Genomic DNA, 25,963 nt, shown 5'->3' with positions numbered 1-25,963 from the left:
CCCAAACGCTCAGGAACGGGACCTGATTCATGGCAACTCTTGAACTCAAAAACCTCCGTAAAACCTATCTTACGGAAGAAATCATCAAAGGCATTTCGCTGTCGATCGAGGACCGTGAATTCGTGGTGTTTGTCGGTCCGTCCGGCTGCGGAAAATCCACGCTGCTTCGTATGATAGCAGGCCTTGAAGACATCACTTCCGGAGACCTTCTGATTGACGGTCAGCGCGTCAACGACGTGGAACCCGGAAAACGCGGCCTTGCCATGGTGTTCCAGTCCTACGCGCTCTACCCGCACATGGACGTCTACAAGAACATGGAATTTGGCCTCAAACTTGCTGGGGTGCCGGAGAAAGAACGGAGCGAGAAGATCAAGCATGTTGCCGCCACGCTTCAGCTTGAACCCTATCTGCATCACAAGCCGGGTCAGCTCTCAGGCGGCCAGCGGCAGCGTGTTGCTATCGGCCGCGCCATTGTGCGTAACCCGAAGGTTTTCCTGTTTGACGAGCCTCTCTCAAACCTGGATGCAGCCCTGCGAGGCCAGATGCGAGTGGAGCTTTCGGCCCTCCATCGCAAGCTGAACGCGACCACCATCTATGTGACCCATGATCAGGTAGAAGCCATGACAATGGCGGACAAGATCGTGGTTCTTCAGAAAGGTGTCGTGGAACAGATTGGCTCACCGCTGGAGCTTTATCACCACCCGCGCAACCTGTTTGTCGCCAAGTTCATCGGCTCACCTCCCATGAACTTCTTCTCCGCTATTTTCCAGAATGGCGGGCAGGACGGATCGAGTGTTCAGCTCCGGGACGGTACTCTTCTGCATGTCCCGGTCTCGCCACCGGATATTTTGCCCGGAACCAAGATTACAGTCGGTATTCGCCCAGAACACGTTGAGCTGGCTCCCGCGAGTGATGATAGTGGGGTTGTGGAAGTTATCGAGCGCCTCGGCGCCATCACGCTGGTTCATGTCCGCTGTGCCGACGGGCAGATCATCGTTGTTCAGACAGACGGTTTCACAACCCTAGAAGTCGACACGCCGGTCAGCCTGAAGCTTCCTCCGCAGCATTGCCACCTTTTCGCCCCTGATGGCCTGGCGTTCGAGGCCTGCCGCCGTCATCCCCTTGCCGCCTGATTTTTCTTCCCAGGAATATACATCATGTACATGGAAAAACTTCGCCTTGACGGTCGCGTCGCAGTGGTCACAGGCGGTGCACAGAATATTGGCCTCGCCTGCGTCACGGCTCTGGCAGAAGCAGGCGCGCGCGTCATCATCGCAGATCTGGACGAAACACTTGCTGCACAATCTGCGGAAGATCTGCGCAAGCAGGACCTGAATGTGGATAGCATTCGGATGGATGTCACCAGCACGGAGAGCGTTCAGTCCGCAATCAAAACCCTTCACGAGAAAGAGGGGCATCTGGATATTCTGGTTGCCTGTGCCGGTATCTGTATTTCAGAAGTCAAAGCCGAGGATATGACGGATGGGCAGTGGCTCAAACAGGTGGACATCAACCTGAACGGCATGTTCCGGTGCTGTCAGGCTGTTGGCCGGATCATGATCGAGCAGAAAAAGGGCGCCATCGTTGCGATTGGCTCCATGTCCGGCCAGATCGTCAATCGCCCCCAGCAGCAGGCTGCCTACAACGCGTCAAAAGCGGGCGTACATCAGTATATTCGTTCGCTGGCCGCAGAATGGGCCCCTCATGGCATTCGCGCCAATGCCGTGGCCCCGACTTATATTGAGACAACCCTGACGCGTTTCGGCATGGAAAAGCCGGAACTCTATGACGCCTGGATCGCCGGAACCCCAATGGGCCGAGTTGGCCAGCCGGATGAAGTGGCATCCGTCGTGCAGTTCCTGGCTTCAGACGCCGCCAGCCTCATGACCGGTGCCATCGTTAACGTCGATGCAGGCTTTACCGTCTGGTAAATACCTTTCTACAATTGGGCCTGTCTAACAGGCCCAATTGCTCCTGTACTACCTGTGAGGCATAAGAGAGTCTGTCTTCTGCCTCACAGGTAGTACGGTCGTAAGTGCCTTCTAATCGGTATAGCAGAGTACAAGACGTGTGCTGCCGTTCCAAACGCCGGAATGGTGTCTGGCGTTACGAAATTCTAGATCCCAGCCCTATTGGCTCACCGTAATAGGCTTCTTCAATCATTGAAGAAAATACCCAGACCTTTCATCCGGACGAAGAATTTGTAAAGGTTCCGGACAATGATCGAAGAATCAATCTTTTACTGACTCAGCATGAAAAACAATTTTAGACCCTTGTCCGGATGCCGAGCAAACAGGGCGACTATTATTGGAGCGACAGAGTTTTGGGACGATCGAACATTGTGCAGCAACAATTCTATCAAGGTGTAAGCAACTGCAATACTGCAAGCAACAAACCTAGAAGATTCATCAGGCCGGGCCAGACCACTGCGCTCTTCAGCTTGAGAGAATTCATGCCAATGACTGTCACACCAGCATTTTCAGTACATGGAAGCTATTGGCAAGATCAAACAAATGGGCCAGAAAAAAGCACACCCCAAACGCAATGATCGACCCTGTTGACGCAATGGCAAAGTGCAGAATTTTAGATGTCATACCAAAATAAAAGTATATTTGGTTTCTATTTAATCAAACCATAATATTTCCCCGCTCATTCGTCCGCTATGGTGCCATTGGCTCTGTCGCCTGCTTCATCAAGAAGGCTTTCCAATGAACCAGCCCACCTTAAAGCAGCCTCACGAACTCTGGCGGGAAACACTCATGACCGCCTGGAACAACCAGATCGTACAGGACAAAAGTTCTAGCCTCCACCTCCTGTTTGCCAGTACAGAACAAGATAACAAACGCCGCACTTCCCAGTCTCACCAGAGAAGCTAGATTTCTGCCTGCATGACTTTACGTTCAGCTCTCCTCCTCACCACGCTCCTCCCATTCCTGCACGCCCCGGCCCATGCCGCTGAAACGCAGCCTCCGGAGGCAATAACTCCAATTCATCATCTGGTCGTGATCTATCAGGAGAACGTCTCCTTCGATCATTACTTCGGAACGTATCCATCGGCAGCGAACCCTGCCGGAGAGCCTGCTTTTCATGCGGCGGCAGCCACGCCGAACGCCAATACGCTCATCGCGGCCGCTCTTCTGCTAAAAAATCCTAACACTCGCGCTGAAAACGGCCGAGATGCGTCTTTGCCCTTCCGTCTAGACAGAACACAGGCCAGCACTGCCGATCAGAACCACGCCTACACGGCTGAGCAACAGGCTTATCATCATGGGCTGGCAGACCTGTTCCCTCGTCACACTGGTCGTGGTGCGCCGGGGGGCGTCGGAGCTTTCTCAACGCGCGGCCAAGTGATGGGCTATTTTGACGGTAACACCGTTACGGCTTTGTGGAACTACGCTCAGAATTTCGCCATGAGTGACGCCACCTATACGGACACTTATGGCCCCTCCACTCCTGGTGCTCTGGAAGTGGTCTCCGGGCAAACCAATGGCATGAAGATCGTTAAAAGCTCGCAGGGACGGTCCACCCTAACTGTCCAGTCACCCTTCATTCCGGACGGGCAAGGTGGCTGGACCATGGTTAATGATATCGATCCGGCTGGAGATGTCTGCTCTGTTCCGACTGAACAGGTCATGATGACCAGCCGGAACATCGGCGACCTGCTGAACGAAAAGAACCTGACATGGGGCGGGTTTATGGGTGGGTTTGATCTGACCGCTCATAACGCTGACGGCACGACAGGCTGCAACCGCCAAACCTATTCTTCTGTCGTGGCCCAGAATGTGGTTGATTACATTCCTCATCACAACTGGTTCCAGTATTACGCCACAACGTCCAATCCGACGCATGCGAGACCATCATCGCTCAGCGCCATCGGGCGTACGTTTCAGCAGGATGGTATCCACCGAGACCCGGCTAACCATCAATATGACCTGAAAGATTTTTATAAAGTCGTCGCGGCAGGAGATCTGCCTGCCGTATCATTTTTGAAAATGCCAGCCTTTCAGGATGGCCATGCCGGCTATTCGGACCCACTGGACGAACAGCAGGGCGTGGTGAACGCTATCAATCTCATTCAGCAAAGCCCGCATTGGCACGATACGGCCATTATAATCGCTTACGATGATTCCGATGGCTGGTACGATCATGCTTATGTCACGCCAACCCACGGCTCCTATGATAATCCGGCAGATCAGCTCAATGGACCCGGACGCTGCGGTACGGCACCAGCTTCAACCGGTGTATCTGGTCAGCCGGTCAACGGCCGTTGTGGTCCGGGAACCAGAATTCCTCTAATCGTGCTGTCTCCATGGGCCAAGCATAATTACGTCAGTCATACCCAGATTACCCAGAGTTCCATCACCCGCTTCATTGAAGATAACTGGCTTCACGGTAAGCGTCTTGGGCAAGGATCGTTTGACGCAGATGCTACCGATCTGTCTGATCTGTTCGACTTCAAGCAGACACCACACCTCACACCCGTTTTCCTGAATCCGGAGACAGGTGAACCTGTTCAACAGGCTCCCGCTACATCGCTTTGACCGTTTTATTCCGTTCTTTCAAAGCGGCGCTGACTGGCGGCCTGATGTCCGCCATGCTGGCCAGTCAAGCTGTCGCTTCGGATCAATGTTTGCCAACCCGGGACGGCAGCAATCCATGTCCGGTCGAATTACATCGGCCCGCGCATGCCCCTCTTTCCGAGATGGCGAAGATCGGGCGTGAAATCTTTTACGACCCCTTGCTATCGGGCTCAGGACGTCTGTCCTGTGCATCCTGTCACAGCCCAAAACATCATTACGGGCCTTCCGGTGCTGCCTCCGTGTTTCTGGGAGGCCCAACACTGGCAAGCCATGGCCGCAGAGCCATTCCTTCCCTGACATATCTGGAGCACGTGCCAAATTTCAGCATAGGCCCGGATAATCCAGAAAGTGAGACGGCACCCGTTCTGGCTTCGGCAGCACCCGATGCTAATCGGTCACCGAAGAATGCAGCCGCGTCCGCAACGATCAGTATGGTGCCTCAAGGAGGAATGTTCTGGGACGGTCGGGCCGATACGCTCCAGCAGCAGGCTTCAGGCCCCCTTTATGATCCGGCTGAAATGGCCTCTACCCCGGAGATTGCGCTTCATCGGCTTGAAAATGCCCAGTACATCCAACGGCTAAAAGCTCTAGGCGGTCCTGCGACTGACGCATCCCCTGACCTGCTGCTGTCTGAAGCCTTGTTTGCTCTTGCGCGCTACCAGATCGAAGATCCGTCTTTCCATGCCTATGACAGCAAGTTCGATTCCTGGCTTGAAGGAAAAGCCCGTTTCACACCGGAAGAGAGTGCTGGATATCGGCTCTTCAACGATCCGACAAAAGGCAACTGTGCGGCCTGCCACCTGGATCGGCCGCTTCCAGGTAATCTTCCGCCACTGTTCACGGATCGCCAATACGAAGCACTGGGCGCCCCGCGCAATCAGGCTTTGATGGGGCCGTACGACACGGGGCATTTCGATCTGGGATTGTGTGAAGTCATGCCGGGGGGCATTGAGACGTCGTCGGCTTATTGCGGTATGTTCGCGACGCCCACCCTACGCAATGTGGCAGAACGCAAGGTCTTCTTCCACAATGGCGTGTTTCATGACCTTCATCAGGTTCTGGATTTCTACGTCCTACGAGACATCCACCCAGAACGCTTCTACAGCCGTGACACACACGGCCATCTTCAGGTTCCGGATGATATCCCGCCCCAGTATCGCTCCAACCTTGATCGCACGGACGCACCGATGGATCGAAAATCAAATGACCTGCCTGCCCTGACACCTCAGGAGCGCAGTCAAATCATCCAGTTTCTAAAGACACTTACGGACGGATGGTCTCCCACCCGTCCGTAACATTTTACTTCTGGCTATCAGCTGTCATGCCACGATGCGCCAGCATCGGCTCAATGTCCGGGTCTTTCCCGTAAAATGCACTGAACATCGGGCCGTAATCCATCGTGTGCCCTTTGGACAGGATCATGTCGCGAAAACGCTGACCATTCTCACGCGTCAAGCCACCATGCTGCGTGAACCAGGCAAAGGCATCCTGATCCAGCATTTCGGTCCACAGATATGCATAGTATCCGGCTGAATAGCCATTGGACCAGATATGCAGGAAGTAGCTCGAACGGTAACGCGGTGGCACGTTGGCCACGTCCAGTCCCATGCTGTTCAGGGCGTCAGCTTCAAACTTGTCCACATCCTGACGTGGTGCTGACGCCGGGAGGGCATGCCATTTCATGTCCAGTTCTGCTGCAGCGACGATCTCACCCAAGGCATAGCCCTGATTGAAACGGGCAGCTTTTTTGATCTTGGCGACCAGTTCCTGCGGCATCGGAGCGCCAGTCTTGTAGTGCCGAGCGTAATGGGAGAGGACCTTCGGATCGAGCGCCCAGTTCTCGTTAAACTGAGACGGGAACTCCACGAAATCCCTTGCGACACTCGTCCCTGAAATTGAAGGATATGTCTGGCTGGCAAACAGTCCATGCAGGGCATGCCCAAACTCATGGAACATGGTCGTCACGTCATCAGACGTGATGAGCTGCGGCTGACCTGGCGCGGCCTTTGTAAAATTGGCCACGTTGTAGATGACCGGCTTCGTGCCCAGCAGGGTGGACTGACCAACGAAATTGGACATCCATGCGCCGCCGGACTTGGTATCACGCTTGAAGTAATCGAAATACATCAGGCCCAGCTGTGAACCATCCTTATCAAAAACCTCAAACACCATGACATCAGGGTTATAAACCGGGATGTCAGTGCGCTGTTTGAAGGTCACCCCGTAAAGCTGGTTGGCAGCAAAGAAAACACCGTCTGTCAGAACGGTCTTCAGTTCGAAATATGGCTTCACTTCATCCTGGTTGAGCGCATACTTCTCATGGCGCACCTGCTCCGCATAACGGCTCCAGTCCCAGGGCTTCAGTGTGAAGTTCTCACCATCCCGATGGATGGCATCCTGAAGGACACCAGCTTCCCGCTTCTGTTCAGCTGCAACCGCTGGAACAAGCTGCTTCATGAAATTTTCGGCAGCTTCCGGCGTCTTGGCCATCTGATCATACAGCGTGTATGCCGCAAAGCTCGGGTAACCGAAGAGAGCCGCCTTCTGCGCGCGAAGCTGGGCAAGTTCTGCGATTGTTGAGCGCGTATCGTTCTTGTCGCCCTTCTCTGCACGGTTCCAGCTCTGATCGAACAAGGCCTGACGCGTCTCGCGCTTGCTCAGGTTTTCCAGCGCTGGCTGCTGCGTTGTGTTCTGGAGCGGCAGAACCCACTTAGCGGAAAGCTTGCGACTTTCAGCATCTTTCTGCGCGGAGGCGATCGTCCCGTCATCCAGGCCTGAAAGCGCCTCCTTGCTATCAACGACCAAAGCGCCATTTTTTGCAGCAGCAATCAGCTTTTGCTGATAGGCAGATTCAAGATTGGCAAGCTTGGTGTTGATGGCCCGCAGCTTGACCTTGTCAGCTTTGGAAAGCTGGGCGCCCGCATGAACGAACTGCTGGTAATAAACATCCAGAAGCTGCGCCTGCTCGGCATTCAGATTCAGGCTTGCGCGAGCATCGTAGATTGCCTTTACGCGCGCAAACAGCCGCTCATTCAGATAGACTTCATCTTCATGCTGAGACAGACGTGGCGCTTCACGGCTTTCAACCTTGTCCAGTTCGGCATCACTATTGGCTTGATAAACACCAAAGAACGTCTCCTGCACACGATCCAGCAGACGACCTGACTTCTCCATGGCGACAATCGTGTTTTCGAATGTCGGAGCGGCTTTGTTGTTGGCAATCGCTGTGATCTCGCGCAGATGATCTGCCATACCGCGCTCAAAAGCGGGCGCGTAATCACTGTCCTTGATCAGGTCAAAGCGGGGAGCCTGATAGGGGAGCGTGCTGGCGCTGAAGAACGGATTTTCTGCGGCAGCATGTGCTTCAGTGCCAACGAGCGCGGCAAACGAGAGTGCGAAAGCCGCTCTGGTCCAGAGGTTGGAAGTCATTGAAAAGTCCTGACTGCTAAACGTTATGGCGACTGTATTGAAGAAGCCGCATAACGTCCAATCTCTCTGTCTCGTCAGTCCTTTACGGGAAACAGCTTGGCTCCCCACTCGTCCACACTGTCGCCACTACTGAAGGCTGGATCAATCAGGCCATCCACCGTGAAGGTTGGTGAGACATGGATACCGTTCTGGCGACCGTAACGAGCATGCCATTTGACTGCTGCCGTCACCTCGGGACGAACAAAGGCCTCAGCAAGCGGGACGCCGCTATAAACCTCAATACGCTGTAGAATGTCTGCCGGTGTAGCGTCCATATTCGGTCCACGGCAGTGATCGGTAAATTCGAACTCTTCCCGATGATCTGCAATAGCTGTCATGACGGCTAGAGCCGCTTCTGCCCCCTCCTCCAGCAAGGATGCTGCCAGAATGGCCCGTACAATGACGCCGGAGAACATATGCCACGGCTGGGACTGGAGCCGCACACGAACCGTCAGACGGTCTTGCCCCGCAAGTTGAAGGAGATCTGGTATTTTACGCAGGGTCTTGACGGAAAATGGGCAGGTCGGTTCCAGAAAGACTTCAAGAACCTTGGGTCCTGCGCCCCATTCCAGGGCAGAAAGCTGGAACGTCATGTATCTATTCTCCCTCTCAATCATCAAGCCGGATGCGACGATTGCGTTTGATCCCGGCCCTATGGGCTTTTCCATCCAGTCTGCGCTGCCGCGCTCCTTTTCCGGGGCGTGTCGGCACCCGGTAGGCCTGTCGATGCGCGGCTTCACGGATCATTTCTGCCAAACGCTCGATAACGTCTTCCCGATTGCGTAACTGCGTCCGGAAGCGCCGCCCGGTCAGAACGATTTCCCCATCCCGGGTCGCCCGACTGCCCGCAATTTCTAAAAGACGGGTTCGTATCCGCTCTGACAGAGCAGCAGAACCGGAGACATCGAAACGCAGTTGCGCAGCTGTCGCAACCTTATTGACGTTCTGTCCACCTGGGCCAGACGCCAGGATATAGGTAACTCTTAGGTCCTCTTCCCGCAGGGACAGGCCGGGCATGACTTCAACACTCATTCCTCTTCCATACCACACCGACAGATGAACGTGCGACAGTCAGTTAGAGCTCGCTGAGACGCTGTTCTGCTGTCTCCAGACCCGCGGAGAGACCCCGAACCATCGTCTGAACGCACGGCTGAAAGCACTGGTTTCAGTATATCCAAGGAGAGACGCAATCTCACTAACATCTTTGTTCGGCTCTGCCAGATATCGCAACGCATCGATCTGACGTGTCTCATCCAGGAGACCGGAATAAGAAAGGCCAAGTTGGGCAAGTCTGCGTTGAAGGGTCCAGGGCGATAGGGATAGTTTTTCCGCCACATCAGAGAATTCAGAGCCGCCCTGCCGCATCGACTTTCGGACCTGAACCATAACCTGTTCTTTGAGGCTTTGCCCTGAATCAGGCACCGTGTGCCCTGCCCCTCGCGCCAACGTCACAAGTGAAGATTTCATCACCTGTAGCAAAGCGGCATCAGCGTCTGGCATGGGCTTTTTCAGCCCCTCTTTCCGGAACACCAAAGCATTCATCCCGGCAGAAAAGCGGACATCGGCCTGAAACGCTTCTCGATGCTCGGAAGCCTGCTCCGGTTGCTCGTGAGCAAAAAGAACGTCCTGCGGGCACCAGTCCGCACCAAGACCAGCCCTTAAGATATTGGCAAACATGCCCATCGTCAGCTCGGCATCATGGCGTTTGTCCTGAATGGCCGTATCCGCGATCATGTATTCGAGCCGGACATGATCATCCGTTTCAACAAACCGTGTGATGGTCTGCGCCTGATGGTACCCGAAATAAGTCGCCAGATTCTGCGCCGCCTGCCCCACTGTTTCTGAACAAAGCGCGATATAACCAATCAGGCCGAGTTGTCGTGGTTTGAACTGTTGCCCGAAATGCAGACCGATGTTTCCGTCATGCGTATCTGTTTCGGCTTCGGAAAACAGACGGCAGTACGCCCCCAGATTCAATGCATCTGTTGGCATGGCGAATTGATGCGTTGAAAGACCCGAGCGCCCAGCAATCCGGTCCATGTCTCCGCCTTGCTCCGTAAGGAATTTTTCCACACCGGCAGCGGCGGCCGCCAGGACATACACGTCTGATCCGGAAGACTTGGGAAAGGATGACATGGTGTCTTCCTGTTGCTGCTCACTTGACACGAGTGTTGGCCGCATTGTCGTCAAATGTCAAAACGTTGTTGTTTCGGGTCAAGTCAAACTCGGTCCGAAAGAGATATAATTGCGATAACGGACAAAACCTTGATTCTCCCAAATGCGACTTTCGGGATGAGCAAAGGCAGAGGACTCTGGCCATGGCTTACAGATGCACCCTGCGAGGGGAACAGTACACCTTTGATGATCTGAAGACGCTGCTGGCCAAAGCGTCTCCTGCCCGCTCTGGTGATGAACTCGCGGGCCTGTCTGCCTCTTCCGACGCTCAACGCGTTGCCGCCCGTTACGCTCTCGCAGACCTCCCCCTGGATACATTTCTAAAATTAGAACTCATCCCTTACGAAACGGATGACGTGACGCGCCTGATTCTGGATACACACGACCGGAACGCCTTCTCCCGGCTCTCATCGTTGACTGTTGCTGGCTTCCGGGACTGGCTGCTGTCCGAAGACGCCACGACAGTAGCACTGGCAGCCGTAGCTCCAGGCATCACACCGGAAATGGCTGCTGCCGTCAGTAAGATCATGAGAAATCAGGATCTTATGACAGTTTCCCGCAAGATCCGCGTTCTCACAAAATTTCGCAACACCATCGGCCTCGAAGGTTGTCTGTCCACACGTCTGCAACCCAACCATCCTACAGATGATCTGAGAGGTATCGCCGCTTCTACGCTTGATGGTCTTTTGCGCGGCATGGGCGATGCCGTCATTGGTATCAACCCGGCAACAGACAGCGTCTCCAATGGTCTTGCCCTGCTGGAGATGCTGGACCATGCCCGCCAGCGCTATGACATTCCCACACAGACATGCGTTCTGACGCACGTCACCAACACGCTCGAGATCATGAACCGTGGTGGCGCGGTTGATCTGGTGTTTCAGTCCATCGCAGGCACCCAAAAAGCCAATGAAGGTTTCGGAGTCAGCCTCTCAATTCTGAAGGAAGCCCATGAGGCCGCCCGAGCGCTGAACCGCGGTACGATTGGCAACAATGTCATGTATTTCGAAACGGGTCAGGGCGCTGCACTGTCCGCCGATGCCCATCACGGCGTTGATCAGCAGACGGTAGAAGCACGCGCCTATGCTGTGGCTCGCGCCTATGACCCCCTTCTCGTCAATACGGTCGTCGGATTCATTGGGCCGGAGTATCTGTATGATGGAAAGCAGATCATCCGTGCCGCGCTGGAGGATCATTTCTGCGCGAAGTTGCTGGGCGTCCCGATGGGGTGTGACGCCTGCTACACCAATCATGCCGAAGCGGATCAGGATGATATGGACAACCTGATGGTGTTGCTGGGAGCTGCCGGGATCACATTTCTGATCGGGGTGCCAGGAGCTGATGACATCATGCTCAATTACCAGAGCCTGTCGTTCCATGACCTTCTGAGCCTTCGGAAGCTTCTGGGCCTCAAGCCCGCTCCAGAATTTGCAGGCTGGCTGGAAAAAATGGGCCTCTATGATCCGCAAACGGAGCGCATGCTGGATATTCCACCCGGCCAGACCCTTCTTGGTGAAATGGCGCGCTGACCATGACGGATGATCGCAACGCGCCCTCCGTTCCACCGCACACAGCGGACCTCTGGCAGGATTTGCGGCGTCTGACCCGTGCCCGGATCGGCCTGGGTCGCGCAGGAAACGCGTTGAAAACCGAGGATGTGCTCGATTTTCAGGCCTCTCATGCCCAGGCCCGCGACGCGGTCCACACACCTTTGGACGTTTCAGCCCTGACAGCGACTTTAGGGCCTGAGCCCTATCTGATCGTCCATAGCCGCGCATCAGACCGGTCCACTTATTTGCGTCGCCCCGATCTTGGCCGCCGGCTGGCCCCAGAAACGCTCGGCACTCTCACAAAAGGTGACTGGGACGTGGTGTTCGTCGCGGGCGATGGTCTGTCGTCTTTTGCCACCCAGCAAAACGCCATCCCGCTCTTTCGGGCCATGAAGAGCCGCCTTCCGGACTGGAAAATCGCCCCGCTGGTTATTGCAACACAGGCGCGCGTCGCTCTGGGGGACGACATTGCCGCCAGTCTCGGAGCGAAAATGGTTGTGATGATGATTGGCGAGCGACCAGGTCTCAGCGTCGCGGATAGTCTGGGCGTGTACCTGACATATGCGCCTTTTGTGGGCTGCCCGGACTCAGCACGTAACTGCCTCTCCAACATTCATGCTCATGGCATGACCATCCCGGCCGCCGCGACAAAGCTGGCTTGGCTCATGCGTGAAGCCCGCCATCTGAAACTCACTGGCGTCGGCCTCAAAGATGCGGCTCCAGATGCCCCTCTGATCGAAAACACCACTCCAACCCTGGAAAAGGACAATGACCAATGAGCACTGCTCCGACGCATCTCAACAAGTCCCTTAGTGCGTTTCATCTCTGGGGAATTGCGGTTGGTCTCGTCATTTCGGGTGAATATTTCGGATGGAGCTACGGCTGGGCAACAGCGGGGACGTTAGGCTTTCTGATTGCCACAGTCTTTGTCGCGCTCGTTTATACCAGTTTCATTTTCAGCTTCACGGAACTGACATGTGCGATCCCGCAGGCAGGCGGCCCGTTTGCTTACAGCCAGCGTGCGCTTGGCCGCTGGGGTGGCTTAATTGCAGGTCTGGCCACACTGGTTGAATTCATTTTCGCACCACCAGCCATCGCGCTTGCCATCGGAGCCTATCTGAACGTTCAGTTTCCTCATCTGAACCCAAAGGTGGCAGCACTGGGCGCCTATATCGTCTTCATGGCGCTCAATATCGTGGGGGTCCATATTGCCGCCACGTTCGAACTGTTCATCACAATCGCCGCAATCATTGAGCTGCTGGTATTCATGGGCGTCGTTGCTCCCGCTTTTTCATGGGACAACTTCCTGCACGATGGATGGGGCGTTGCACCTCATTTCGGACTGGAGGCCATGGGTGGCATCTTCGCGGCCATTCCTTTTGCCATCTGGTTCTTCCTGGCGATCGAAGGCGTCGCCATGGCGGCGGAAGAAGCCAGCAACCCTCGCCGATCCATCCCCATCGCCTATGTTACAGGGGTTCTAACGCTGGTCGCACTGGCTTTTGGCGTCATGGTATTTGCTGGTGGTGCGGGGGATTGGCATGCGTTGGCCAACCTGAATGATCCCCTGCCTCAGGCGATGAAGCATGTTGTCGGCGCACATAGCGGATGGCTGCATATGCTGGTCTGGCTGGGTCTGTTTGGACTTGTCGCGTCTTTGCACGGGATCATCATGGGATATGCGCGCCAGATTTTCGCAATGGCGCGGGCTGGCTTTCTGCCCGCTGTTCTCGGCAAGGTGCATCCACGCTTCCACACTCCCTACACCGCGACCATTGCCGGTGGCGTTATCGGCATTGCTGCCATTTTCTCTGATGACGTCATTTCGATCCACGGTCAGTCTTTGACGGCAACGCTTGTCACCATGGCCGTCTTCGGGTCCCTGACGATGTACATTCTCAGCATGGTAAGCCTGTTTCGCCTACGCCAGACGGAACCAGATCTTGCGCGCAGTTATCGTGCCCCGCTCTACCCCGTTCTTCCGGGCGTTGCCTTGGCAGGCGCTGTGATCCTTCTGGTCGCCGTCACGTATTACAACCCAGAAGTCTGCCTGATTTACGTGGCCTTCATGACGATACTGAGCCTCTTCTTCATGCGGAAATACCAGAACGGGCAGAAGCAGGTAGCATCAGAAATCTGATCCGTTTTTCCTCACGACCCTTCCGAAACCTTCAGGAACGGAATTTCGCGTGTCAAAAAAACACGTCATGGCAGTCTTTTGTCTGCTGGCCGGAACCGCCCTGCCGTCTTTCGCCTATGCGCAGGCGGCAGCCTCTTCAAACACGACTATCACGCCAAACGGCACGCCCAACCCCAATCACCCGACACCACCGCCAACAGCATCCCATACGAACGATGCCGGAGATCCTGATCTTCCGGCGTTGAAAGCCGGAAATCTTTTCTCCCCCAAAGCCGGACGTCCCCTTACCTATTGGGATGGCTTGGTCGGACATCTCACGGTCGAAGCTGGTATCAGCGGGAACCCGTGGACGAGATCCGGACGGAATTTCGGGCAGTTTTATCTTGATCGCGCGAATACCGTGACCCTTAACCAGATCATGGGCTCTCTGTCGCATCCCGTCACCTCCATCGGAAGCGGTTACGGGATCGGGTTTGTCGTAGAGATGATGTACGGATCTGACTCACGTTTCGACCCGACGATCGGAATGGGCGACGGTACGATTAGCGGCTTGTACCAGTGGGCACCGACACAGGCCCATATCGACATCCATACGCCATGGATTTTCCATCACGGCATCGACTTCCAGGCCGGTCAAATGTACGGCCTGATGGGCGCTGAGGGCACACCAGCCCTCGCCCGTCCGTTCTATTCTTTCAATTATGCTGCCGACTATATCGTTCCCTTCGAGACGGTCGGCGTCGTGGCCACGATGCATTTGAGCCATCACATGGACTGGATCCTTGGCATCGATGCAGGCAATTCCACAACCTTCGGAGGCGCTGGAAACAATAGCCGCCCCAAAGGCTACTTTGGCTTTGCCTGGAATAACCTGATGGGCGGCAAGCTGAATGTCCATGCCATTGGCCATTTCGGTCCGCAGGCAAATAATGGCCGCACGATCGTCTCACCCGCCGGGTGGAATAGTGCAGGCATCGGGCGATCCGCCAACGATCTCATGCAGTATAACGCGGACCTTCTCGCCACTTATCATGTTACAGATGCCTTGTCCGTCATGGCAGAAGCCCTCTATCTGCACGACGATGCGTCGCGCGACGATGCGTATGGCGTTTCTTCATATCTGTCGTGGGACATCCAGCCATCCCTCACACTCAACGTCCGAGGTGAGATCTTCCGAGACAACACTGGCGGCATCATCAACCAGTATTCCAGCGACATGTCCTACACAAACTCACTGAGAAACCGCCCGTTCGAGTATTATAACGCCCTGCCGACCACATACGGAGACCTGACAGTTGGGGTGGCGTACCGGCCCACCTTCATCAACCGACATCTGGGTCCAGCCAGCCTGACTGTCCGACCTGAAATCCGTCTGGACAAATCCCTGAATGGAACGCACCCTTTCAATCAATCCGGCACAGTCTCTTCCAGAACGGTGAATAACGGGACGAACAACATGCTGTGGTTCAATCTGGATGCTGTCCTGAGTTTCTGATCTGCCACACCTTCCCTTTCAAAACAGAGGGAGATGCAAAACTCCTTGACAGGTTATGCGCGTTTATGACGGTTTGCGCGTGTTTTAACCCGTTTCGGAGAAAGTCCCATTCTCAAGGACGAACGTCTCAGCCACATTCGGGCCCGTCTGCGAAGCCACGGCCGTGTTGTCGCGGCTGATCTGGCCACGGAATGGACCGTCCCGGTCGATATGATCCGGCGCGATTTGCGTGAGCTCTCTGAAGCAGGAGAATGTCATCGCGTTTATGGCGGTGCACTGCGGCTACAGCCCAATGCGTCTCATATCCGGGCGAGAATGGGCGAAAAGGTTCCACTGAAGAACGCCCTCGCACGTCAGGCCGCAACGCTTTTCAAGCCGCGGCAGGTTGTCTTCATCGACACGGGCTCAACCAATATTGCGCTGGCTGGATCGCTTCCCCGCGATACGCCTTTGACTGTGGTTACATCCAGTCCCGCCGTTGCTGTTGCTTTGAGCGACGCAGACCAGATTGAAACCATTATGATTGGCGGGCGTCTGGAAGGAACAACGGGTGGCGTGACAGGGTCAGTCGCCGTCCAGTCCCTTCAGCATTACCGTTTTGATCTCTGCTCTTTGGGCGTCTGGGCCATTTCCGCCGAAGGACCAAGTGTCTGGGATCATGAAGAAGCCGCCTTCAAACGTGAGGTTCTGAGCCGGAGCGAAAGCGTGGTGATCATGGCCGAAGCAAGCAAGATCGGGTCCGGGGGGCGCTTCCCCGTTGCCCCTCTTGAAACTGTCCAGACCCTGATCGTTACCGATGATGCCCCAACAGACGAACTCACCCGCATGACTGCCTCTGGCGTCACTATTATCAAGGTTCCAGTCCATGACTGATCCCACTACCGAGACATCACGTCCCGCCCAACGGGATCTTATCCTCATCCTCGGGCTGCTGACCTGTCTCGGTCCGCTTAACATCGACATGTACCTGCCGGGTTTCCCCAGTATCGGGCATGATTTTCACGCTGGAGAGACCGCAGTTCAGTTCAGCCTGACCAGCACCCTGATCGGGCTGGCTCTGGGACAACTCATGGTAGGACCGTTCAGCGACTCACGCGGCCGGAAAGGGCCGTTGCTGGCAGCGATGGCGCTTTTTGCGCTTTCATCCCTGTTCTGCGCCATTTCATCCAGCATCACAGCGTTCATCGTTGCCCGCTTTCTTCAGGGCCTCACAGCATCAGCCGGACTGGTTCTGTCCCGGGCGGTGGTGCGAGACGTGTTTAATGGACCGGAACTTGCCCGCTTCTTTTCCCGACTCATGATCATCAATGCTGTCGCCCCTATGGTGGCACCAATGATGGGTGGAGCCATTCTGGCCCTGCCATCAGCAACATGGCGCACCATGTTCTGGTTCCTGACAGGCTTTGGCGTCGTGGCGCTAGGTCTGGTTGGCGGCCGTCTGAATGAAACGCTTGAATTACACCGCCGCCTCCCCAATTCAGCACGCTCGACGCTAGAGACATTCCATAGTCTGCTGACGGACCGGGAATTCATTGGGCATGCGTTGACTGTGGGACTGATCCATGGCGGCAGCTTTGCCTATGTGGCCGGCACGCCCTTCGTCTATCAGGACATCTACGGCGTCTCGCCCCAGACATTCAGTCTTCTGTTTGGAATCAATGGTCTGGCACTCGTCGGGGGGAGCTGGCTGATTGGCCGTGCAGGCAGCATGGCGCGCACCAATACACTGCTTCGAGCATCCGTGATCTGCATCACAACCGCGGCCGCACTGATCACGCTTATCGCGACACTGAAAGGACCGCTCTTCCTGTTGGTAGCAGCCATCTTCCTTTACATGACGTGCATCGGCATGATTCTGACGGCTACATTTGTTCTCGCCATTGCCAAGCAGGGCCACCGTGCAGGAAGTGCGAGTGCCATCCTCGGCTCTCTCAACCTCCTGGTTGGCGGCGTTGCTGCTCCTCTCGTCGGACTGAGCAAAACCAGTGCCTTACCGATGGGACTGGTTCTGTTCTTTACCTCTCTCGCAGGCTTGCTGACCTGCTTTCGCATGACCTCAAACCATCAGGACGAAACGCCCTGATGGCCGACATATCCGCTCAGGCCTTTTGAAGGCCTGAGTTGCCATGCTCAACTGCAAAACTGGCGTAGGTTGAGAGCTGTCCATCGTGATTGCTCACCTGATCCAAAGTTTTAAGATCTGCTCGCCAGACATCCCGGCCAACATCGCACAACACATAGCCACGCTTGTCTGTCGTCGCCTTAAGATGTGGGTTTTCACGCCGAACCGACTGGCTATGGGCGTCATTATCTCCAACGCCATCACCGCCTGACGAAATGGACGTCGCCAGAAATTCCACCGACACTGGCTTCTGCTTGGCGGGATCAATCACAAGATTGCCCGCATAATGCCGATGTGCGTCGCCCGTCACGTTGACCACGTTTCCGGGGCAGTGCTCTCCGATGAACTGAAGCAGTCTGTTACGGCTATGCATATAACCGGACCACTGATCCATGCTGTAAAGCAGTTCCGAATGGGCTGACTTGCGGTGAGCAAGATCCATAACCATCACCTGGTGCGCCAGCAGGTTCCACCGCGTGTCAGATTGTCCCAGCCCGTTGAAAAGCCAGGCCTCCTGCTGTTGTCCCATCATTGTGCGTTCGGGTGACCAGACATCCGGTCCCTGCGGAACGTCTTTATCACCATAAGCCTGATCGCTCCGGTACTGACGGGTATCCAGCACGAACGTATTCATCAGATCACCAAAGCAGAAGCTTCGGTACATCTGCATGTGACTGCCATCTGGAAGAGAGCTGATACGAAGAGGCATATGTTCGTAATAGGCCTGCATGGCGGATGCCCGACGCAGACGGAAAATATCCGCCGGAGTTCCGTCCTGATCGGTATCCCCTGCCCAGTTATTATCAACTTCATGATCATCAAAGCTTACCAGCCATGGCGCAGCGGCATGAGCAGCCTGTAGATCCGGGTCAATTTTGTACTGCGCGTAACGGCGGCGATATTCGTCGAGGGAATAGATTTCCGGCCCGATGTGCCGACGGATTGCCGTAAATGGCTTTCCATAAACCGTGTGTACGCCTGCCCCAATATCGGGGCCTTCGTAAATATAGTCACCGTAATGGAAAACAAAATCGACGTTCTCATTCGCGATAGCTCGCCAGCCACTGTAATATCCAAATTCGTAGTGCTGACACCCTGCCGCGGCGAACCTTACACGCTGCACGCTTGCACCGGGCAACGGCAAAGTACGGGCACGACCTATCGGGCTCTCATGTCCGGCAATATGGAAACGATACCAGTAAGGCCGATCGGGTTGGAGCCCATAAACTTCAACATGAACGGAATGAGCGAGTTCTGGGTGAGCAATGGTCTGCCCCGACCGCAGGCGCGTTGAGAAACGCTCATCCTCGCTGATTTCCCAGTCCACCAGAACGGGCTTCAGGCGCTTCATTCCTCCCGCCTCTTCCAGCGGGTGTGGCGCAAGGCGTGTCCATATTACGAAACCGTCTGGTGCCGGATCTCCAGACGCGACACCCAACTGAAAGGGCGATGCATCAAACTCAGGAGTCTTGTCCAGATTATTCGGGGCGGCAGCAGACAACTGCTTCAGGCGATAGGAAAACAGGAGCCCGGCTCCCAGACCTGTCAGTACCCGTCGGCGGTTTAAAAGCATGATGGAAAATCTTTCGCTGAAATCGAGCGGTCGCACTCTTTCCAAGACAGCGAATGAGAGCGTTTGCCCATGCCCTTCAGCCTCTTTTCATGAAACTGTCACAGACCCACCCCGCCAAAATCCGTAATGGAGCGCTTCAGGCAGTCCATCTTTAAAACAGGATGATAGAAGCTTTGGCGGAAAACTGGTTTCCCTGTCAGCAGGAATGGCTGCACCTTTGCCGCCGCATCAAAAGCCTGACACATCGCGATGATGCTGAAGATCATCTGCAGACGGCGCTGGCGAATTATTATGAACGCGCCAAAGACGACGTGACGCATCCGGAGGCATACATCACCAGAAGTGCGCTCAACCTGCATCTCAATGATTTGAAAAAAGCCTCATCGCGCCTGCAATCTTTCAGCGATGATCGGGATATTACATTAGAAATAGAAGATCCTGGGCCATCCCAGGAAGACGTTTATGCGTCAGGCCAAAGAATGGATCGCTTCCACGAGGGTTGCAGACAGCTTCCCGAAAAGACAAGGCAGGCCTTTCTTCTCAATCGTGTTGAAAAAATGAAGTATCGGGAGATTGCTTTAACGCTGGGAATGAGCGAAAGCAGCGTGGAAAAGCATATTGCAAAAGCCCTTGTCTTCCTTGCTTCCTGGATGGACCATTAATGCCTTCCGAAAAGCAGTTCGCAGTTCGGGAACAGGCCGCTCTCTGGATTGCGCGCCTGCACGCTGACGATTGTAACGACACGGATCGTGCCCGCTTTTTACAGTGGATGCGTGAGGACACCTGTAACGCCAATACTTTTGAACTCCTGACGGATTACTGGGAGCTTGGCGGCGGCGTTCCAACACAAAGCATTCCTGCAACACCCGCAAAACGCTCAGATACGCATGGTTTTTCGTTAGGGCGTAGAAGTGCACTGGCCCTTGCCTCAGCTGCGCTCATCGCACTTGTGCCGATGAACAAGACTGCGCGGGCATCCCGTGTTCTGCAGGCATCGACTGGGCATACTCTTCGCATTGCATTGCCTGATTACGGCACATGCCTCCTGGATTCAGGAAGCCGGATGACGCTGTCTGAAGATGGGCAACGCGCGAGACTGGAGCATGGACAAGTGCTGCTTTCACCTGAAAGCCCATCAGATTTCTACCTCTCAGTTCGAAACGTCACAGTTCGGCTCTCACGACAGACCTCAGCTAATGTCCGCATGGAACAGAACTGCACAGACATCACGGCGCTTCGGGGCAGGATATTGCTCCGAAGCGGAACAACTGCCGCGCGTGATATCTGGATCCGGACGGGGCAGCGCTTTCGCATTGCCCAGAATGGTGCGGTAAGCATCGATTATCCCAATATCGAAGCGCTTCTTTCCTGGCAGACCGGACGTCTGATTTTCCGCAATACGCCTCTGCAGGAGGCTGTTTCAGAAATCCGACGGTATAGCCAACGTCAGATCATCCTGGCGTCGCCAACTGTTTCAAATATGCGGTTAAGCGGGGTTTATTTTGTGTCGCAGGGCGAGATGTTTTTGCGGATGCTTCCGCGCCTTCTTCCCTTGACGCTCCAGGAACAAGGAAACGTTTTCATCTTTCGTGCTTTATGACGGTTTCATGAAAACCGTTGAACAATGCTGAGGTTTTTCAGTTTTCGTTTGTCTTCCTGTTGAGACCGCCTTCTGCGATCACCAACAGGATAGAGAATACATGGCCGTCAACGTCCGGTGCCCCCTTCGCGCAGTTCTGCTTCTGACTGTAGGGACGACCATTTTGACCCATTCTGCTCTGGCTACACCGTCAGCCACAGCGAATATTCACATTAACCGTCAGCCAATGGCACAGGCACTGGAATCCCTGAGCCAACAGACCGGACAGAGCGTCATTTTCTCCCCTGAACTGGTGGACCACCTTGAGGCTCCGTCCGTTAATGGTGCCCTGTCAGCTGACGCAGCCGTCGCACGGTTGCTCAATGGGAGCGGTCTGGTTGCCGAGGTTGCTCCAGGCGGCGGAATGGTCATTCGACGTGGTGCCGCTACAAAACGCCTCCCAAAGCACCTACGCGCATCGCGGACCCGGGATGAGCGCGACATTGAGCAGATTGTTGCAACTGGCCATCGGACGCGGTCTGTGTTGAGCATCAGCGGCGACCAGATGCAGGAAATGATGCCGGGTCAGAACCCGATGCAGGCGCTGGATCTTCTACCGGGCGTGACGTTCACCAATGTTGATCCGTGGGGCAACAACGAACAGAACTCAAGCATTTACGTTCACGGTTTCTCCAACAGTCAGCTTGGCTACACCCTTGATGGCGTGCCGCTCGGTGCAGGCGCTTATGGCAATTATAATGGCCTCTCTCCGCAACGAGCCGCCATCAGCGAAAATATCGGCCAAACGTCCCTGTCCTCTGGAGCCGGCGCACTCGGAACAGCGTCCACCAGTAACCTAGGCGGAACGATTGAGTTCAATACGCGGGACCCGAAAGCAAAAGCCGGCGCAACAATCCGGCAGACTTTCGGCAGCTATTCCACGTTTCGCACCTATGCCCGCCTAGACACCGATAATTTTGGGAACGGAAACGCGGCCTACGTCTCTTTCTCACGGCAAGATGCTAGACCCTGGAATCTTGGTGCAGGAAACAATCAGGGTGGCTATCAGGTAAATGGCAAGTTTGTTCATAAAGGTGAAAACACCACCATCACGGCGTATTTTGATTGGCAGGACAAGGCAGAGCCCAACACACAAGGACTAACGGCGCCTACAGACCTCTATGCTCGCGGTGCGTTTTTCCCTGATTTGAACGCTGCCATGGCCAACTACCCTGCCATGACCTCCAAATCCGCAGCCCCGGGAACGCCCAATAATAAATACTATTACTCAGCAGCGCAGCGAACCGATTACCTCACCTATCTGAAAATCTCGCACAAATTTTCTCCAAACCTAACGTGGGATAACCAGCTTTACTTTCACTATGACGATGGCGCAGGTGTGGTCGCAACGTCCATTCGCACCAACGCTATTTTGACAATCCTTGGGAGTTACCTGGACCCGACTGGATCCAAATATATCAAGAATGGTCAGTTCACGTATAGCAATGCCGGAATTGACCCGAAGGTCTGGAATGCAACCGGCGGAACGGGTTTTGCCGTTCGTACGACCGAGTATAAAGACTATCGCGGAGGCCTAACCAGCACCCTGCACTATCATCTGGGCCACCATAATATTGAGGTTGGCGGATGGTACGAACGCAACAACAATACACAAGGGCGTCTTTGGTATCCGCTCACCGCAACGGACACGCTGACGCCTTATAAGCGCGCGACCAATCCTCTTTTTACTCAGTGGATGAATGCGTTTTACACGAACACATTTGTCACGCACCTGCAGGATAGCTGGCGTGTAACGCCGCATCTAACTCTGACAGCAGGCTTCAAGTCCGAGATGGTTTATACCAACGGCACGTTGCCCGTCGCTGCTTTGCCGCAGTCTCTGGCATCATCTGTTAAAGGCGCAAAAACGATTGTTGATACCAGCACCCACACAGTGGCTGGCGGAACGATCCCGTCTTACAAGCCCTTTCTTCCTGCTTTTGGTGCCTTGTGGAATTTTACGCCACATGAGCAGCTCTTTGCCAACATTCAGGAAAACATGAATTCGTTTGCCCAGACCGGATATGGCAGCACGTCACCTTGGGCCGTAACCAGCCAGGAAGCATTTGAAGACTTCAAGAAAACAGGAAAACCAGAGACGTCCTGGACATATGAAGCCGGCATTCGAACCAATCGGCCGCTGTTTCTCGGCCCACTCACGGGCATCAGTGGTCAGCTTGAATATTACCATGTCGATTTCTTCAATCGTCTTGGCTCGATCAAGCCGCCTAATCAGGGAATTTCCGGCGTTGGTGGCACTGTAGCCAACCTTGGTAGCGTTTCGACAAATGGTATGGATCTGTCATTCACACTACGGTTCGGGCAGCACTTCTCGATCTATGATGCCGTATCCTATGTCAGCAGCATTTACGGAAGCGATTTCATAGACGGCACCACGCTTTACGCGACAAAAGGCGAGAAAGTCCCGGCTATTCCTGTCTGGTCTGACAAGTTCGCCATCAATTACAATCAGGCAGGCTTCAACGCTCAGCTCTTCGGAACCTATATGGGCGTTCGTCCAGGTACAATCACGAATACCGTCATGGTGCCACCAAGGTTCCAGCTTGGTTTCAGCTCTGGTTATACGTTCAAACATATCCCGCACATGCAGAGCCTCAAGCTCCAGTTCAACGTCAGCAACCTGACGAATACGCGCTCCTGGTCCACCATCACCGCGGGAGATGGCTCAACGTATGTGGGTTATCCTACACCGCCACGCATGTTCTTCGGCACGGTGGCGGCATCGTTCTGAAAAAAATCAGAGGGATGGCAAGAACGCCATCCCTCGCTTTTTCAGAAGTCTGCGCGAACGCGAACTTCCCAGGTTGCTGGTCGGCCAGCAACTGCAATGTTGTCGCCACCCACAAAATAGCCGCGCGTCACGTCATAATGCTTGTCCGTGATGTTGCGACCAATGCCCTCGATCTTCCAGTGCCCCTTATGCGGGGCAAAAGAGATATATCCACCCCAGAGGGTATATCCCGGAATCGTATTGGCAGAGTTCAGGGCCGTACTCGTCGTGCGCAGGCTGTAATCAACACCAGAAATGAGGTCGTATTTGCCGACGCGCCACGTATAATCCACAGAACCATTGGCTGTGAAATGCGGGACTTCAATGCCACGTCCTGAGACGTCCTGCTTCACGCCAACCCAGACACCATTAACTCGTCTGGAACTCGTGACCGCACTGAACTCATCGTATGCGCCTTCAACATAAGCGCCAGACTGCGCCACATGCAGCCCAGGGACCGGAGACCACTCGACTTCATATTCCCCACCAAACATGTGGGAACGTGGCGCATTGACGAACAGGCCAATGGCAGAGCCCGTGGTCGGGCTGTACGCGATGGACTGAACCTGACGGTCAAAATAGTCATAGTAGAAAAAGTCGGCATTCACCCGCAGATTATACCGTGGCAGGATCAGCTTGTTGCCTACTTCAAAAGAATAAAGCTGCTCAGGTTTGAATGGGTTGGTCATCTGCGTGACGTCAGATGAATTGTACACCGTGAAGCCACCGGATTTCACACCTTTGCTGAAGGTGAAATACGTCATGTCATGACTGAACGGATGATACTGAACGCTGAACTTTGCAGATGGCAGCGTATAGGACTGAGACTGCTGAGCCAGAGAGTTGTTCGGGTTCGTGACGACGCCCCCGACCAGATAATGAGCATACACATTGTCGAGTGTCCGCTTTTCGTGTTCGACACGAATTCCACCGACCAGTTGCAGTTTTGGCGTCAGGTCATACGTAACCTGACCAAATCCGCTGATGGTATTGACCGTCTGTGAATAACGGACATCGCCATCTGTATTATAGAGCGCTTCAAAGCCAGACTGGTAGCGATCATTCAACCACTGGTGCCCGTAGTAAATGCCACCGATCCAGTGAAGACGCCCAGACGTATTGGATGAGAACCGCAGTTCATTTGCCACCACATTGGCGCGCGTGTTAAATTTTACATCGGCGAGTGACAGCGATGAGTCATCAAAATTGTCGTATTCATTCCGCTGCATGTAGTCATAGCTGGCCAGGTTCGTGATCGTGAAATCACGAAGGTGCTTCTCAACCCGCAAGCTGCTCCCGCCCGTATCAATATGGCTGTAAGGCTTCTGGTCCGGTGTCAGTCCGGTTTCCTTGGCAAACTGCGCTGACGTACCCCAGCGCGTGTTGTAGCGACTGGTAGATGCCGGCATTGGATTGGTCGAACTCAGGCTGGTAATCGGGCGCCAGGCGTAAACCCCTGTTCCGTCAGACCGGTCACGGCTGCCATGCAGATTCCATTCGATTTTCCAGCTCTCTGACGGTGCATAGTCCACCAACAAGCGGGCGGCACCACGATTGACGTTGCCAAGATGCGCTTGCGCTTCAGGGTTGTACTGCCACGCCCCGCCCTGCTGTGTTTCGCCGGAGAGACGGAATTTCAGCTTGTCATTGATTGGGCCGGAAATATAACCGTCGATCTTGGCGCTATCGAAACGGCCATACTGAGCACTTACGCCCCCAGCCAGCTTGTCGGTGGGCTTATTCGTAATATAATTGATGGCGCCGCCCGTGGTGTTGCGTCCATAAAGCGTGCCCTGAGGCCCACGCAGAACTTCCACGCGCTGCATGTCAAACATCATTCCATTGATGCCGAACGGAACCGGGTTTGCCACCTCATCGATATAGATACCGACTGTTGGGGAATTGTTACTGGAGTAGTTGTTAAAGCCGACACCACGGATGGTATACGTGAACTGTCCACTTCCATAGGAAGGCTGGATCTGAAGTGATGGCGTGGCATACTGGAGATCGAACACATTGTTAATGTTTCGGTTCTCCAGCATTTTTGCGGAAACCACACTGATTGATGTACCAATGTTCTGCGGGCTGTCTGCACGACGTTCAGACGTCACGACAACATTTTCCACCCGTGAAGGTTCAGCCGCATGCACTTTGGATGCAATCTGGGAATGAGCCGCCGTAGGAACAGTGCTTCCCTTCCGTGACGCAGCCTGGGTGGGCTTTTTCGTAGCATTCTCTTCCGCAGCCGCAGCAACATTCCAGAGCGGCAGGAATGCAACGCTGGAAATCAGTGCGATACGCCCACGAACAAGGAGGGCATTCCTGCGGTACGGAGCAGTGAGGACGTCGTGCATCGGTTCCGCCTAATAACTAAGTTTCTTCGTCGTTCTTTAAAACAACTATTTAATTGCGTTTAAGGGATAGAAAAACGAT

At 54.6% G+C, this 25,963-nt stretch carries 19 protein-coding genes; 13 read left to right on the top strand and 6 right to left on the bottom strand.

What is annotated here, in order from left to right:
- The first annotated feature begins 29 nt into the window (after positions 1 to 29).
- The 4 genes from KP702_RS11660 (at position 30) to KP702_RS11645 (ending at position 5,875) form a co-directional block, all read left to right on the top strand.
- Positions 30 to 1,133 carry an ABC transporter ATP-binding protein gene (locus tag KP702_RS11660; RefSeq protein ID WP_211496249.1) on the top strand — a complete coding sequence of 368 codons (1,104 nt, stop codon included), beginning with the start codon at positions 30 to 32 and terminating at the stop codon, positions 1,131 to 1,133.
- 24 nt (positions 1,134 to 1,157) lie between these two features.
- Positions 1,158 to 1,931 carry an SDR family NAD(P)-dependent oxidoreductase gene (locus KP702_RS11655; RefSeq protein WP_046901882.1) on the top strand — a complete coding sequence of 258 codons (774 nt, stop codon included), beginning with the start codon at positions 1,158 to 1,160 and terminating at the stop codon, positions 1,929 to 1,931.
- A gap of 957 nt (positions 1,932 to 2,888) precedes the next feature.
- Positions 2,889 to 4,541 carry a phospholipase C gene (locus tag KP702_RS11650; protein ID WP_215768986.1) on the top strand — a complete coding sequence of 551 codons (1,653 nt, stop codon included), beginning with the start codon at positions 2,889 to 2,891 and terminating at the stop codon, positions 4,539 to 4,541.
- Positions 4,542 to 4,702: 161 nt separating this feature from the next.
- Positions 4,703 to 5,875 (top strand): cytochrome-c peroxidase, encoded by a 1,173-nt coding sequence (locus KP702_RS11645; RefSeq protein ID WP_215769005.1) that lies wholly within the window; start codon positions 4,703 to 4,705, stop codon positions 5,873 to 5,875.
- Positions 5,876 to 5,879: 4 nt separating this feature from the next.
- Here the strand turns inward: KP702_RS11645 and KP702_RS11640 are convergent, their stop codons facing one another.
- From KP702_RS11640 to KP702_RS11625, 4 genes are all read right to left on the bottom strand, one after another.
- Positions 5,880 to 8,009, bottom strand: coding sequence for a M3 family metallopeptidase (locus KP702_RS11640; protein WP_215768985.1), 2,130 nt, complete (start codon positions 8,007 to 8,009; stop codon positions 5,880 to 5,882).
- Between the two features lie 74 nt (positions 8,010 to 8,083).
- Complete coding sequence (locus KP702_RS11635) at positions 8,084 to 8,641, bottom strand: DsbA family protein (protein ID WP_215768984.1); 558 nt, start codon at positions 8,639 to 8,641, stop codon at positions 8,084 to 8,086.
- Between the two features lie 16 nt (positions 8,642 to 8,657).
- Positions 8,658 to 9,080, bottom strand: a complete 423-nt coding sequence (gene arfB / locus KP702_RS11630; protein ID WP_202207900.1) for an alternative ribosome rescue aminoacyl-tRNA hydrolase ArfB — start codon at positions 9,078 to 9,080, stop codon at positions 8,658 to 8,660.
- A 39-nt stretch (positions 9,081 to 9,119) separates the two neighbouring features.
- Entirely contained in the window at positions 9,120 to 10,184 is a 1,065-nt protein-coding gene (locus tag KP702_RS11625; RefSeq protein WP_215768983.1) for an AraC family transcriptional regulator, read from the bottom strand.
- A 182-nt stretch (positions 10,185 to 10,366) separates the two neighbouring features.
- On the opposite strand from KP702_RS11625, the gene KP702_RS11620 reads away from it, so the two are divergent.
- The 6 genes from KP702_RS11620 (at position 10,367) to KP702_RS11595 (ending at position 17,488) form a co-directional block, all read left to right on the top strand.
- Positions 10,367 to 11,749 (top strand): ethanolamine ammonia-lyase subunit EutB, encoded by a 1,383-nt coding sequence (locus KP702_RS11620; RefSeq protein ID WP_215768982.1) that lies wholly within the window; start codon positions 10,367 to 10,369, stop codon positions 11,747 to 11,749.
- 2 nt (positions 11,750 to 11,751) lie between these two features.
- A complete protein-coding gene (gene eutC, locus KP702_RS11615) occupies positions 11,752 to 12,549 on the top strand; it encodes an ethanolamine ammonia-lyase subunit EutC (protein ID WP_202207903.1) in 798 nt (265 codons plus the stop codon).
- Positions 12,546 to 13,910, top strand: a complete 1,365-nt coding sequence (eat, locus tag KP702_RS11610; RefSeq protein ID WP_202207904.1) for an ethanolamine permease — start codon at positions 12,546 to 12,548, stop codon at positions 13,908 to 13,910. Before eutC ends, eat begins: the two co-directional genes overlap by 4 nt.
- Before the next feature lie 67 nt (positions 13,911 to 13,977).
- Complete coding sequence (locus KP702_RS11605; protein ID WP_252348694.1) at positions 13,978 to 15,405, top strand: outer membrane beta-barrel protein; 1,428 nt, start codon at positions 13,978 to 13,980, stop codon at positions 15,403 to 15,405.
- A gap of 108 nt (positions 15,406 to 15,513) precedes the next feature.
- Positions 15,514 to 16,278 carry a DeoR/GlpR family DNA-binding transcription regulator gene (locus KP702_RS11600; protein WP_202208016.1) on the top strand — a complete coding sequence of 255 codons (765 nt, stop codon included), beginning with the start codon at positions 15,514 to 15,516 and terminating at the stop codon, positions 16,276 to 16,278.
- A complete protein-coding gene (locus tag KP702_RS11595; protein ID WP_202207906.1) occupies positions 16,271 to 17,488 on the top strand; it encodes a Bcr/CflA family efflux MFS transporter in 1,218 nt (405 codons plus the stop codon). Before KP702_RS11600 ends, KP702_RS11595 begins: the two co-directional genes overlap by 8 nt.
- 16 nt (positions 17,489 to 17,504) lie before the next feature.
- Here the strand turns inward: KP702_RS11595 and KP702_RS11590 are convergent, their stop codons facing one another.
- Positions 17,505 to 19,100, bottom strand: a complete 1,596-nt coding sequence (locus KP702_RS11590) for an alkaline phosphatase (protein WP_202207907.1) — start codon at positions 19,098 to 19,100, stop codon at positions 17,505 to 17,507.
- 173 nt (positions 19,101 to 19,273) lie between these two features.
- Here KP702_RS11590 and KP702_RS11585 point away from each other — a divergent pair, with 173 nt between their 5' ends.
- The 3 genes from KP702_RS11585 to KP702_RS11575 all read left to right on the top strand — a co-directional run bounded on the left by KP702_RS11585 (position 19,274) and on the right by KP702_RS11575 (position 23,491).
- Positions 19,274 to 19,762, top strand: a complete 489-nt coding sequence (locus KP702_RS11585; RefSeq protein ID WP_252348684.1) for an RNA polymerase sigma factor — start codon at positions 19,274 to 19,276, stop codon at positions 19,760 to 19,762.
- On the top strand, positions 19,762 to 20,700 hold the full coding sequence (locus KP702_RS11580; RefSeq protein ID WP_202207908.1) for a DUF4880 domain-containing protein: 939 nt from the start codon (positions 19,762 to 19,764) through the stop codon (positions 20,698 to 20,700). The genes KP702_RS11585 and KP702_RS11580 overlap by 1 nt, the downstream gene beginning before the upstream one ends.
- 100 nt (positions 20,701 to 20,800) lie before the next feature.
- Positions 20,801 to 23,491 (top strand): TonB-dependent receptor, encoded by a 2,691-nt coding sequence (locus KP702_RS11575; protein WP_202207909.1) that lies wholly within the window; start codon positions 20,801 to 20,803, stop codon positions 23,489 to 23,491.
- 41 nt (positions 23,492 to 23,532) lie between these two features.
- On the opposite strand, the gene KP702_RS11570 is transcribed toward KP702_RS11575, so the two are convergent.
- Entirely contained in the window at positions 23,533 to 25,884 is a 2,352-nt protein-coding gene (locus KP702_RS11570; protein WP_202207910.1) for a TonB-dependent receptor, read from the bottom strand.
- Positions 25,885 to 25,963 lie beyond the last annotated feature (79 nt).

Source organism: Gluconobacter sp. P5B12 (assembly GCF_018812035.1).
Taxonomy (GTDB): Bacteria; Pseudomonadota; Alphaproteobacteria; order Acetobacterales; family Acetobacteraceae; genus Gluconobacter.
The sequence above is the reverse complement of the archived record's forward strand: the minus strand, read 5'-3'. Positions and strand labels throughout refer to the sequence as shown.